The following is a 12,814-nucleotide window of genomic DNA, read 5'->3' as shown; positions in this document are numbered from 1 at the left end:
TAAGGGCGACAGATCGGGAGTTGTTGATGGAATTCGTAGCGACAATCTGGAATGCGGGCGGCTCCCTGCTGGGCTATGTCGTGCCGTTTCTGTTCGTCCTGGCCGTCGTCGTCTTCATCCATGAGCTTGGGCATTTCCTCGTCGGCCGCTGGTGTGGCGTCGACGTGAAGGTGTTCTCGATCGGCTTCGGTCGCGAAATCTACGGCTTCAACGACAAGTACGGAACGCGCTGGCGCATCGCCCTGATCCCGCTCGGCGGCTATGTGAAATTCTCCGGCGACGCCGATGCGTCGAGTGCGCCCGACAACGCCGAGGTCGCGCAGATGACGCCGCAGGAGCGGGCGCGCTCCTTCCCGGCGCAGTCGATCGGCGAACGAGCCGCGATCGTCGCAGCCGGGCCGATCGCCAATTTCCTGCTCGCCATCTTCATCTTCGCCGCCACTGTGTTCCTGTTCGGCAAGCAGGTGCTGATCCCCAGGGTCGATCAGGTCAGGGCCGACAGCGCTGCCCAACGAGCTGGCTTGCAGGCGGGCGATCTCGTGGTCGCGATCGACGGCCAGCCGATCGGCAGCTTCAGCGACATGCAGCGCATCATCTCGGCACGACCCAACGAGGTGGTCTCGGTCACCGTCGAGCGCGCCGGCGCCGAGCTGACGATTCCGGTGACGCCTGCCTTGGTCGAGACGACCTCGCCGCTTGGCAAACAGCGGATTGGTGTCATCGGCGTCGAGGCGTCGCGCAAGGCCGAGGACTGGAAAGTCCAGCATTTCGGGCCGCTGGAATCGCTGCGCAACGGCGTCTCCGAAACCTGGTTCGTGGTCAGGCAGACCTATGACTACATCGGCAAGTTGGTCAGCGGGCGCGAATCGACCGACCAACTGTCTGGGCCGATCCGGATCGCCCAGGTTTCCGGCCTGGTGGCGTCGAATGGCGGGTTTCTGGGCCTGATCAATCTGGCGGCGATCCTGTCGGTCTCGATCGGCCTGATGAACCTGCTTCCGGTCCCGATACTCGATGGCGGGCATCTCATGTTCTACGCGATAGAAACACTTCGCGGCCGGCCGCTCAGCGAACGGGCTCAGGAAATCGGCTTCCGCGTCGGGGCCTGTCTCGTCCTGATGCTGATGCTGTTCGTAACCTGGAATGACATTCTTCACGTCCATTCGCAGCTTTGACCGGGATTCCACGTCCTGACCGCGCCGCTTTGCGGCGGAATCGCGGCAGGACGCGTGGCCTCCTGGCAACGAGGCGCTTAAAAATATTTTGTTAACGACAATGGCGGTTTGCGTCCTGCAGGAAACTTTGTAGAAGCGTTTGGACTGCAATGTCGCCATGCCGCTGCCCCTAGGCGGTGGTCCCCGTCTGGGGTGGCGACCCGAGAAAATGGAATAGGCGACCCGATGACGTCGACCCAAAAGAGCCTGTCTTTCAAGCTGCGGCTCTCTCGATCAGTCGGACTTTCGGCCTTCATGTTGGCCGTAAGCGGTGGCGTAGTGTTCGCGCAGGCCGTGATTGTCCAGGGCAATAGAAGCGTAGACGCGGAGACGATCCGTTCCTATGCGGCCGGGCAGGGCTCTGCCGCCCCTCAGGATATCCGTCAGAATCTGATGGCTACCGGCCTGTTCTCCAGCGTGCAGGTCAGCCGCCGCGGATCGCAGACCGTGATCGCGGTCAGGGAAAACGACACGATCAATCGTGTCGCCTTCGAAGGTAACCGCCGGCTGAAGAGCGATGTGCTGCTCCAGCAGGTCCAGTCGAAGGCGCAGGGCCCGATGAGCCAGGCGCTGATCGATGCCGACGTTCAGCGTCTGAAGGACGCCTATCGCCGCGCCGGCTACGGCTTGGCCTCGGTGAGCGGCCGTATCGCTCCGCTGCCGAACGGGCGCTCGGATGTGGTCTTCACCATCGTCGAGAGCGGCAAGACCGGCATCAAGTCGATCAATTTCAGCGGCAATGGCGTTTACTCGTCTGGTCGTCTGCGCGGTCTGATGACCTCGACCGAGTCGAACTTCCTCAGCTTCATCAAGACCTCGGACGTCTATGAGGCCGACCGGATTTCCTCCGATCTCGAGCTCATCCGCCGTTTCTATCTGAAGAACGGCTATGCCGACTTCCAGATCGTCTCGAACAACGCCCGCTTCGACGAAGCGCAAGGCGGCTGGGTCATCGACATCGCTGTCGATGAAGGTCCGCAATACCGCGTCGGCAACGTGGCGGTCGATTCCAAGCTGCCCGACCTCGATCCCAATGCACTGCAGCGTGTCGTCGCGACCTCCGCCGGCGATACCTACAACGCCGAGGCGGTCGAGAAGTCGCTGGTGGCTCTGACGACGGAAGTTTCGCGCCGCGGCTATGCCTTCGCGCAGGTTCGTCCGCGCGGCGACCGCGATTCTGCCGGACGCCAGATCGGCATCACCTATGTCATCGACGAAGGCCCGCGGGTCTATGTCGAGCGCATCAATGTCCGTGGCAACACCCGTACCCGCGACTATGTCGTGCGCCGCGAGCTCGATCTCGGTGAGGGCGACGCCTATAACAAGGTCCTGGTCGACCGGGCCGAGCGGCGCCTGAACAATCTCGGCTTCTTCAGCAAGGTTCGTGTCACCAACGAGCCGGGCTCGACGCCTGATCGCGTCATCGTCAATATCGATGTCGAGGACAAGGCGACCGGCTCGTTCTCGATCGCCGGCGGTTACTCGACTTCGGACGGTGTCATCGGCGAAGTCTCGCTGTCGGAGTCGAACTTCCTCGGCCGCGGCCAGTTCGTCCGTATCGCCGGCACGCTCGGACAGCGCACTCAGGGCGTCGATTTCTCCTTCACGGAGCCGTACTTCCTCGGTCGCCGGATCGGGGCGGGCTTCGATCTGTTCTCGAAATATAACGACAACTACAATACTGGCCGTTTCGAAAGCCGCGTGAATGGCGGGCAGGTGCGCCTGACCTTCCCGATCACGGAAGAGTTTTCGATTACGCCGCGCTATTCGCTCTATACGACCGAAATCAAGATTCCGAACACGGAAAGCCGTCCCTATAACGACTGCGCCGTGCCGCTGGCCGGCATTACTCCGGGAACGGCAGGGGCGATCGGAGCGAATTCGGTCTACAACTGCTTGACCAATGGCGAGGCGACGATCGCGGTCAAGGAGGCGGTCGGCACCACGCTGACCTCGCTGGTTGGCTTGAACTTCAATTACAACTCGCTCGACAACTATCAGAATCCGCGCAACGGCTTCCTGGCCGAGATCAAGCCGGAATTCGCGGGCGTCGGCGGCGATTCGAAGTTCCTGCGCGTTGCGGCGGATGCCCGCTACTACCGCGAGATCTTCGACGATGTCGTCGGCTTCGCTCGTGTGCAGGGTGGCCACGTCCAGGCAACCAGCGGCGATCTGCGCATGATCGACCACTACTTCCTCGGACCGACGCTGGTTCGCGGTTTTGCGCCCTCCGGTATCGGTCCGCGTGACGTGCTGAACGATCCGACGGCCAACGCTCTCGGCGGCACCACCTATTTCGGCGGTTCGCTTGAAGTTCAGTTCCCGATCTTCGGCTTGCCGCGGGATCTGGGCCTGCGCGGTGCGGTCTTCGCCGATGCCGGCACGCTGTTCGACTATGAGGGCGGCTCGAAGACGATCACCACGGCCACGACCTGCCCCGTTGGCGCGGAAGCGCGCCAGTTCAAGGTTGCGACCAGCTCGATCTATCAGTCGAACGTGGCCTGCGTGCGCGACAAGAACGTGATCCGCTCCTCCGTCGGCGTCAGCCTGCTCTGGCAGTCGCCGCTCGGCCCGATCCGCTTCGACTATGCCTATGCGTTGTCGAAGGACGATGGTCAGCGTGATCCCACGACCGGCATCAAGTATGGCGGCGACCGGCTGCAGGCCTTCCGCTTCTCCGGCGGCACGCGCTTCTGACGCGGCGGGGCACGTTGCCCCGTCCCGGATCTTCTCGATGTCAGACCCTCAGTTCTTTCCTTTGGCGACCTCGCTCAGCTTCGGCGAGGTCGCAGCCATTTCGGGCGCCGCTTTGCCGGAAGGCGCCGATGCGGCTCGCATGATCACGGGCGCAGCAGCCCTTGAGGCCGCGGGTCCGTCCGATCTCGCCTATATGGACAACCCGAAATATACCGACGCCCTGGCGGCGACGAGTGCAGGGCTGTGCCTGGTGTCGTCGCGCTTCGTCATGCGGGTGCCGACCGGCACCACCGCGCTGGTTTCCAACGCCCCCTATCATGCCTTTGCGCGGGTGCTCGCCCGGTTTTTCCCGACGGCGCTGAAGCCGGGCTCGATGTTCGGCTCGCAAGGCGTGGCGCCTGGCGCCTTCGTTCATGCGACAGCCGTTCTGGAGGCGGGGGTCACGGTCGATCCCGGCGCGGTCATTGGCCCTGGCGCCGAGATCGGGGCAGGCACCGTGGTCGGCTCCCATGCCGTCATCGGACCGCAGGTTCGCATCGGGCGCGACTGTGCGATCGGTTCGGGCAGCACATTGCAATCGACCCTCATCGGCAACCGCGTCATCATTCACCCAGGCGTGCGCATCGGCCAGGACGGTTTCGGCTTCGCGATGAGCCCGAAAGGGCACATGAAGGTGCCGCAGATCGGGCGCGTCATCATCCAGGACGATGTCGAGATCGGCGCCAACACCTGCATCGACCGCGGCGCGAGCCGCGATACGGTGATCGGCGAGGGCACCAAGATCGATAACCTGGTCCAGATCGGCCATAATGTCGTCATCGGGCGTCACTGCGTCATCGTCTCCCAGGTCGGCATTGCCGGCTCGTCGACGCTGGAGGATTTCGTCGTCCTCGGTGGTCAGGTCGGGCTTGCCGGCCATCTGACGATCGGCATGGGCGCGCAGGTCGCAGCCCAAAGCGGCGTCGCGGGCGACGTGCCGCGCGGTGCGCGCTATGGTGGCTATCCCGCCCAGCCGGCGCTGAGCTGGGCGCGCGAGAGCGCCCTGCTGAAGTCGCTGGTCGCCAAGCGCGGCAAGACCTCGGATCGCTCAGACGTTTGACAAGATCCGTTGCTGTCGGCCATGGCATGACGGGCAAGGATTGCATCACCTAGATCGCTCCGGCTCTAGAACGAATGGAAAATGCGGTGCCCAGCGCGGGGCCCGGATGGATAATGGGGACACCATGAACGACGCGACGAAAACCCTGGGTGTGGCGGACATCCAGAGGATCATGGCCTGCATTCCCCATCGCTATCCGTTCCTGCTGGTCGATCGCGTCGTTGAGATCGACGGCGAGGATTCCGGCATCGGCATCAAGAACGTGACGATGAACGAGCCTCAGTTCACCGGGCATTTCCCTGGCCGCCCGGTTTTCCCCGGCGTGCTGATGATCGAGGCGATGGCGCAGACTGCCGGCGTCCTTGTCGTCAATGCCCGGGGTAGCGATGATCCAGCCGTCAGCACCGTGCTCTTCACCACGATCGACAAGGCGAAGTTCCGCAAGCCGGTCATTCCAGGCGACACGCTGCGCTTCCACCTGACGAAGGTAACGCGCAAGCGCAACCTCTACTTCTACCGCGGCGAGGCCCGGGTCGACGGGGTCCTGGTCGCCGAGGCGGATCTTTCGGCCATGGTCGTTTGACGATCAGCAAGGTCAGGACAGCAATTCCATGAGCGTGACCATTCACCCGATGTCGGTCGTCGATCCGAAAGCGCGCCTTGGGGCGGGCGTTCAGATCGGTCCGTTTTGCACCGTGGGGCCCGACGTGACCCTGGCCGACAATGTCGAACTGATCAGCCATGTCGCGGTTTCCGGAATTACCAGCATCGGCGAGCGTACGAAGCTTTATCCTTTCGCATCGATCGGCCATCCGCCTCAGGATGTGAAATATCGCGGCGAGCCGTCGACGCTGGTGATCGGCGCCGAGTGCCTGATCCGCGAGGGTGTCACCATCAATCCCGGCACCGAGGGCGGCGGCATGGAGACCACGGTCGGTGACCGTTGTTTCTTCCTCGCCAATTCGCATGTCGGCCACGATAGCCATATCGGCAACAACGTCATCTTCTCCAACAACGTCATGTGCGCTGGCCATGTCACGGTCGGCAATTTCGTCATCGTTGGCGGTGGCACGGGCTTGCAGCAGTTCATCCGTGTCGGCGATCACGCCTTCATCGGCGGCGGTGCGGGCGTCATGAACGACGTCATCCCCTTCGGCCTGGTGCGGGACAACCCGGCACACTTGGCCGGTCTCAATCTCGTCGGGCTCAAGCGACGCGGTTTCTCGCGCGAGCAGATTCATGAATTGCGTCGCGCTTACAGGCTGCTCTTCGCCGATGAAGGCACCTTGTCGGAGCGCGTCGAGGACGTCGCCAGCGAGTTTGCCGCCCATCCCTTGATTCACGAAATTCTCGATTTCATCCGCAACGGCAACGAGCGGGCGATCTGCGTCCCGCGCGACGTCAACGCGCCGGATCGGTGACGGCTGGTCATCCAGAGACGGTGGCGGTGGCGCGCGGGCCGCTCGCGATCATCGCCGGCGGCGGCGATTTTCCGCCAGCTCTTGCCGAAATCGCGGCCCGGCAGGGCCACGGCCTGTTTGTCGCCGCGCTCGATGGTGCGGCTGACCCGGCACGTTTCGGCGCGATCGAGCTCACCTCATACAGGCTTGGCCAACTCGGACGGCTGCTCGACGAATTGCGGCGTCGGAAGATCGCCGATCTCGTCCTGATCGGTTCGCTGCCGCGCCCGAGCTTCGGCGCGCTGAGGCCGGAAGCCTCGACCTTGAAATATCTGCCTCATTTTGCACGCGCCTTTCAGGGCGGAGACGACCATTTGCTGCGCGGTGTCGTCCGCTTCTTCGAGGAGCGCGGCTTTCGCGTCCATGGTCCCGCCGAGATCGCGCCGGAGTTGACCGCCCCAATGGGTGCGCTCGGCCGCAAGGCCGCCACGCCGGCCCAGCATGAATTGATCGCGCGCGGCTTCTGCATGCTGTCCGCGCTCGCCCCTTTCGATGTCGGTCAGGCAGCGATCCTGGCCGACCACCGCATCGTCGCGATCGAGGCTGCCGAGGGCACCGACGCGATGATCCGGCGTGTCGCCGAGCTTGCCTCAAGCGGGCGGCTCAAGATCGCCAGGGGCGATGGCGTCCTGGTCAAGGCCCCGAAGGAGGGCCAGGACCTGCGCGTCGACATGCCGGCGATCGGTCCCGATACTTTGCGCAATATCGCGGAAGCGGGCCTTGCCGGTATCGCGCTCAGGGCCGGCCGCGTGCTTGTCGGCGATCGCGGCAAACTCGGCCGGCTTGCCGATCAGCTCGGCCTCTTCGTCGAGGGTGTCATATGAGCCGGCCGTTCCGGCTTGCCATCATCGCGGGCGAGGCCTCGGGCGATGCGCTGGCGACGCGTTTCCTCGCGGCGCTGCGCGCGCGCTTGGGCGAGCGGCCGCTCGTGCTCACGGGCGTGGGCGGCGAGAGCCTGATCGCGCAGGGGCTCGTCCCGCTGTTCCCGCAAGCCGATATCGCCGTGATGGGATTTGGACCCGTCATCGCGCGCTTGCCGCTGCTGCTGCGGCGGATGTCGGATGCGGCTAAGGGCATTGCCGCCTTCGCGCCCGATCTGCTGCTGACGATCGACAGCCCGGACTTTTCCTTGCGCGTCGCCAAGAAGGTTCGAGCCCGCGCGCCGGCGATCCCGATCGTGCATTGGGTCTGCCCCAGCGTCTGGGCCTGGCGCTCGGGGCGGGCACGGCGCATGGCGCCGCATGTCGACCGCATTCTGGCATTGCTGCCCTTCGAGCCGGCCGCCTTGGCGCGGCTGCATGGGCCAAGCACGATCTATGTCGGCCATCCGCTGATGGAGCGCCTGGCCGATCTGCGCCCGAACGCCGATGAAGCCGCTCGCCGCGCCGATAGCGGGCGACCGGAAATCCTGATCCTGCCAGGCAGCCGCCGCTCCGAGATCAATCACCTGATGCCGGCTTTCGGGCAGGCCGTGGCCCTGATCGCCGCCGAGCGGCCCCAGGCGCGCTTCGTCTTGCCTGCCGTCGTGCATCTTCGGGGGCTGATCGGCGAAGCCGTCGCCTCCTGGCCAGTCAAGCCCGATATCGTCACCGGCGAGGTCAACAAGCTTGCAGCCTTCCGCGGGGCACGCGCGGCGCTTGCGGCGTCGGGCACCGTCACGCTCGAACTGGCGCTGGCGCAGATCCCCACGGTTGCCGCCTATCGTGGCGCCAATTGGGAAGCCGCGATCGCCAAGCGCTTGATCAAGCTGCCGAGCGTGATCCTACCGAACCTGATCCTGGGGCGCAGCATCGTGCCCGAATTCATCCAGGAGACGGCGACGCCTGGGACATTGAGCCGGGAGGTTCTGGCGATCATCCCCGAGGGCGAGCCGCGTGCTCGCCAATTGGTCGGTTTCGACGAGGTCGAGATGATCATGCGTTCGGCCGGCACGAGCCCGGCGGCGAATGCCGTCGAGGCTGCGCTGGCCTTGCTTGAATCAGGCCCTGCGGCGCGGGTTTGACGCAAGGGCTGGATGCGAAAGAATGGGCATCGGTGTTTCGCATTGATCCGTCTCTCACTTTTAGATGCGAGACGGATTCAGATTTCAGCTGGGATCACTCGGTGATCCCAGCTGAAATCACCCGGCTCCGGGCTCATTCGAGCGCCGCGCCTGAAGCCTTGGCGATCGGGAACCATTTCGCCACCTCGATCTTGACGTGTTCGCCGAGCGCTTCGGGTGTCGAGCCGATGATCTCGGCGCTGACGTCGTTGAGGCGCTGCTTCACATTGGCGTCGGTCAGCGCCGCGTTTGCCACACTGTTGAGCTTGTCGACGATGGGGCGAGGCAGATTCGCCGGCCCGAACAACGCATTCCAAGTATAGGTCTCATAGCCGGCGAGGCCGCCCTCGGCGATGGTCGGGATGTCGGGGAAGGACGAGACCCGGGCCTTGGTGGTGACGCCGATGGCGCGCAATTGCCCCGTGCGGATGAATTGCGCGGAGGAGGGCAGGTTGTCGAACATGATCGGCACCGCGCCTGAGACCACGTCGTTCAAGGCGGGGCCGGCGCCGCGATAGGGCACATGGTTCATGCTGACGCCGCCGAGCGACTTGAACAGCTCGCCCGATAGATGCAGCGGCGTGCCGACCCCCGACGACGCATAGGCGTATTTGCCGGGGTTTTCCTTCAGCAGCTTGATGACGTCCGGTACCGTTTTCGCTGGAAAGTCCGGATGCACGACCATGACGTTGGGGACTATGGCCAGCAGTGAGATCGGCGTGAAATCCTTGACCGGATCGAAGGTGACGGTCTTGAGGATCGCGGGATTGAGCGCATGGGTCGAGATCGTGCCCATCAGGATGGTGTAGCCGTCAGGCGCGGCGCGCGCCACGGCGGTGGAGCCAAGATTGCCGCCCGCCCCGGCGCGGTTCTCGATGACGACCGACTGCCCGAGCAGTTCACCCATCTTCTGGCCGACGAGGCGGGCGACGATATCGGTGGAGCCGCCGGCGGCGAAGGGCACGATCAGCGAAACCGGTCGGGTTGGGAAGGTGGCTTGCGCATGCGCGAGCGCGGGAAATCCGGCGACCGAAAGCGCCGAGGCTCCGGTCAGGAAAACACGACGATTCAAGCCATTCTGGTTCGACATGAAGCTGCACTCCCAATTGAAGGGGAACGATAAACCAGGCGCGCATGCGTCTCAGTTATCAATTGGGTGCAATAAAAAGGCCGCGGCGATGTCTCGCCGCGGCCTTTCAACAGTTGCGCCGGATGTTTCAGCGCCGGCCGATCGGAGTGTATTCGCGCGGGCCGGCGCCGGTGTAGAGCTGGCGCGGACGGCCGATGCGCTGGGACGGATCCTCGATCATTTCCTTCCACTGCGCGATCCAGCCGACGGTGCGGGCAAGCGCGAACAGCGCCGTGAACATCGAAGTCGGGAAGCCCATCGCCTTCAGCGTGATGCCCGAATAGAAATCGATGTTCGGATAGAGCTTCTTCTCGATGAAATAGGGGTCCGAGAGCGCGATGCGCTCAAGCTCGATCGCCACGTCCAGCAGCGGGTCGTCCTTGATGCCGAGCTCGTTGAGCACCTCATGCGTGGTCTTCTGCATGATCTTGGCGCGCGGATCGTAGTTCTTGTAGACGCGGTGGCCGAAGCCCATCAGGCGGAAGGGATCGTTCTTGTCCTTCGCCTTGGCGATGTATTTCGGGATGTTCTCGACCGAGCCGATCTCCTCGAGCATCTTGAGGGCGGCTTCATTGGCGCCGCCATGGGCCGGGCCCCAGAGGCAGGCTGCGCCGGCGGCGATGCAGGCGAAGGGATTGGCGCCCGACGAGCCGGCAAGCCGGACCGTCGAGGTCGAGGCATTCTGCTCATGGTCGGCGTGCAGGATGAAGATCCGGTCGAGCGCGCGCGACAGCACCGGATTGACCTTGTACTCCTCGGCAGGTACCGCAAAGCACATGCGCAGGAAGTTCGAGGTGTAATCGAGCGAGTTCAGCGGGAACACGAAGGGCTGGCCGATGGTGTATTTGAACGCCATGGCGGCGAGCGTCGGCATCTTCGCGATCATGCGCATCGAGGCGATCATGCGCTGCTGCGGGTCGGAGATGTCGGTCGAGTCGTGATAGAACGCCGACATCGCGCCGATCGAGCCGACCATCACCGCCATCGGGTGAGCGTCACGGCGGAAGCCCTGGAAGAAGCGAGCCATCTGCTCGTGCACCATGGTGTGGCGCGTCACGCGATAGTCGAAATCGGCCTTCTGCGCTGCGGTCGGCAATTCGCCTTCCAGCAGCAGGTAGCAGGTCTCGAGGAAGTCGCCATGCTCGGCGAGTTGCTCGATGGGGTAGCCGCGATAGAGCAGGATGCCCTCGTCGCCGTCGATATAGGTGATCTGCGATTCGCAGCTCGCCGTAGAGGTGAATCCCGGGTCATAGGTAAACATGCCCGTTTGCGAGTAGAGCTTGGCGATGTCGATGACGGAGGGGCCGATCGACCCCTTCTTGATCGCCATGTCGATGGTTTTTCCGTCGACCTGGAGCTGGCTGCTATTTCCGCTCATCGATACCGATCCTTTCAGGCTCGTTGCTGACCAGTCGCTGTTCCATCAGGCCCAACACCGAATTGTTGCGCACGAGACATCTCTGTCATCCGAAGGCCTGGACGTGACGGCCCTGTGACGGAACGGCAAATGCGGATACGGGCAGGAAGGTGGTTCATCCAACTGATATTCAAGCAATATTTGTGCCCCTTCCACCACGCGGCGGAGCCGGTCACATGGCGCGTCACTAGACCATTTGCAGAGGCGGTTCAACAGAGCCGAAAGGGGGAGGGAACCCTCGCCACGTCATGACTGATCCGCCAGACGTGCCAGCGTCTCCTCGCGGCCGAGCACCGCCATGACGTCGAACAGGCCCGGCGACATGGCGCGGCCGGTCAGGGCGGCACGCAGGGGCTGCGCTGCCTGGCCGAGCTTGAGCCCATGCTCCTCGGCATAGCCGCGAACCACTGCCTCCAGCGCCTGCGGCGACCAGTCGTTCACGGCCGAAAGCTTCGCCGCCAGCCCCGGCAGGCGCTGGCGTGCGGCCTCGTCGAGCAGGGCTGCTGCCTTCTGATCGAGCTGCAGCGGGCGCGGGGCGTAAAGATAATAGGCGCTGTCGAGCAGTTCGATCAGCGTCTTGGCGCGCTCTTTCAGGCCAGGCATGGCGGCGAGGAAACGCGCCTCCAGCTCCGGCGAAAGCGCACCCGGCAGGCCGCGCGCCGGCCCGATCTCGGGCAGGATCGTCTTCAACGCCGTGAGCAGGTCGTGATCGCTGGACTGGCGCATATAGAGACCGTTCAAGCTCTCCAGCTTGGCGTAGTCGAAACGCGCCGGCGAACGGCCGATCGAGGACAGGTTGAACAGCGCGATCATCTCGTCGGTCGAGAATATCTCCTGGTCGCCATGGCTCCAGCCGAGGCGCAGCAGATAATTGCGCAGCGCTACCGGCAAATACCCCATGGAGCGATAGGCATCGACGCCGAGCGCGCCATGGCGTTTGGAGAGTTTTGCTCCATCCGCCCCGTGGATCAGCGGGATATGTGACATACTCGGCACCTGCCAGCCCATCGCCTGGTAGATCTGGGTCTGGCGGGCAGCATTGGTCAGATGGTCGTCGCCACGAATGACATGGGTCACGCCCATGTCGTGGTCGTCGACCACCACGGCCAGCATGTAGGTCGGGTTTCCGTCGGAGCGCAGCAGGACGAGGTCGTCGAGATTCTCGTTCTGCCAGACGACACGGCCCTGGACCTCGTCCTCGACCACGGTCTCACCGGTCTGCGGTGCGCGCAGGCGGATGACCGGCTTCACGCCGGCCGGGGCCGTCGCCGGATCACGGTCGCGCCAGCGGCCGTCATAGCGCATCGGCCGGCCCTCGGCCTTGGCCTTCTCGCGCATCTCGTCGAGTTCGGCCGGCGTCGCATAGCAATAATAGGCCCTGCCGGCAGCCAGCATCTGCTGCGCCACTTCGCGATGCCGCTCGGCGCGGGCGAATTGGTAGACCGTGTCGCCATCCCAATCGAGCCCGAGCCAGCTCAATCCGTCGAGGATCGCGGCGATCGCCGGTTCCGTAGAGCGCTCACGGTCCGTGTCCTCGATCCGCAGCAGCATCTTGCCGCCATGGCGGCGCGCATAGAGCCAGTTGAACAGGGCCGTCCGCGCTCCGCCGATATGCAGGAAACCGGTGGGCGAGGGGGCAAAGCGCGTGACGACCGCATCACTCATGAAGGCTGGGCTCCGGCTGGGCTCGTGAATCGGCAGCCCAAAGGCAAAACAGGAAGGGAGGGCAAAAACAGGACAATCCACCGGTCATGACA

10 protein-coding genes are annotated in these 12,814 nt (G+C 64.1%); 7 read left to right on the top strand and 3 right to left on the bottom strand.

Annotated elements, in window-relative coordinates; all coding sequences use genetic code 11:
* Window positions 1-26: 26 nt before the first annotated feature.
* The 7 genes from rseP (at window position 27) to lpxB (ending at window position 8,472) form a co-directional block, all read left to right on the top strand.
* Window positions 27-1,175: an RIP metalloprotease RseP gene (gene rseP, locus CYD53_RS04325; protein WP_103716892.1), complete on the top strand. Its 1,149-nt coding sequence runs from the start codon at window positions 27-29 to the stop codon at window positions 1,173-1,175.
* A gap of 225 nt (window positions 1,176-1,400) precedes the next feature.
* Window positions 1,401-3,911 carry an outer membrane protein assembly factor BamA gene (gene bamA / locus CYD53_RS04320; protein ID WP_103716891.1) on the top strand — a complete coding sequence of 837 codons (2,511 nt, stop codon included), beginning with the start codon at window positions 1,401-1,403 and terminating at the stop codon, window positions 3,909-3,911.
* 37 nt (window positions 3,912-3,948) lie between these two features.
* Complete coding sequence (gene lpxD / locus CYD53_RS04315; protein ID WP_103716890.1) at window positions 3,949-5,010, top strand: UDP-3-O-(3-hydroxymyristoyl)glucosamine N-acyltransferase; 1,062 nt, start codon at window positions 3,949-3,951, stop codon at window positions 5,008-5,010.
* Between the two features lie 124 nt (window positions 5,011-5,134).
* Entirely contained in the window at window positions 5,135-5,593 is a 459-nt protein-coding gene (gene fabZ, locus CYD53_RS04310; RefSeq protein ID WP_069693828.1) for a 3-hydroxyacyl-ACP dehydratase FabZ, read from the top strand.
* A gap of 28 nt (window positions 5,594-5,621) precedes the next feature.
* Window positions 5,622-6,431 (top strand): acyl-ACP--UDP-N-acetylglucosamine O-acyltransferase, encoded by an 810-nt coding sequence (gene lpxA / locus CYD53_RS04305; protein WP_103716889.1) that lies wholly within the window; start codon window positions 5,622-5,624, stop codon window positions 6,429-6,431.
* Window positions 6,428-7,294: an LpxI family protein gene (locus CYD53_RS04300; protein ID WP_181011707.1), complete on the top strand. Its 867-nt coding sequence runs from the start codon at window positions 6,428-6,430 to the stop codon at window positions 7,292-7,294. Before lpxA ends, CYD53_RS04300 begins: the two co-directional genes overlap by 4 nt.
* Window positions 7,291-8,472 carry a lipid-A-disaccharide synthase gene (gene lpxB / locus CYD53_RS04295; protein WP_103716887.1) on the top strand — a complete coding sequence of 394 codons (1,182 nt, stop codon included), beginning with the start codon at window positions 7,291-7,293 and terminating at the stop codon, window positions 8,470-8,472. The genes CYD53_RS04300 and lpxB overlap by 4 nt, the downstream gene beginning before the upstream one ends.
* A 133-nt stretch (window positions 8,473-8,605) precedes the next feature.
* Here the strand turns inward: lpxB and CYD53_RS04290 are convergent, their stop codons facing one another.
* The 3 genes from CYD53_RS04290 to gltX all read right to left on the bottom strand — a co-directional run bounded on the left by CYD53_RS04290 (window position 8,606) and on the right by gltX (window position 12,722).
* Window positions 8,606-9,601, bottom strand: a complete 996-nt coding sequence (locus CYD53_RS04290) for a Bug family tripartite tricarboxylate transporter substrate binding protein (protein WP_103716886.1) — start codon at window positions 9,599-9,601, stop codon at window positions 8,606-8,608.
* 127 nt (window positions 9,602-9,728) lie between these two features.
* A complete protein-coding gene (gltA, locus tag CYD53_RS04285) occupies window positions 9,729-11,018 on the bottom strand; it encodes a citrate synthase (RefSeq protein ID WP_092165754.1) in 1,290 nt (429 codons plus the stop codon).
* A gap of 285 nt (window positions 11,019-11,303) precedes the next feature.
* Window positions 11,304-12,722 carry a glutamate--tRNA ligase gene (gene gltX, locus CYD53_RS04280; protein WP_103716885.1) on the bottom strand — a complete coding sequence of 473 codons (1,419 nt, stop codon included), beginning with the start codon at window positions 12,720-12,722 and terminating at the stop codon, window positions 11,304-11,306.
* Between the last annotated feature and the right edge of the window lie 92 nt (window positions 12,723-12,814).

Source organism: Allobosea psychrotolerans (assembly GCF_002917105.1).
Lineage (GTDB): Bacteria > Pseudomonadota > Alphaproteobacteria > Rhizobiales > Beijerinckiaceae > Allobosea > Allobosea psychrotolerans.
The sequence above is the reverse complement of the archived record's forward strand: the minus strand, read 5'-3'. Positions and strand labels throughout refer to the sequence as shown.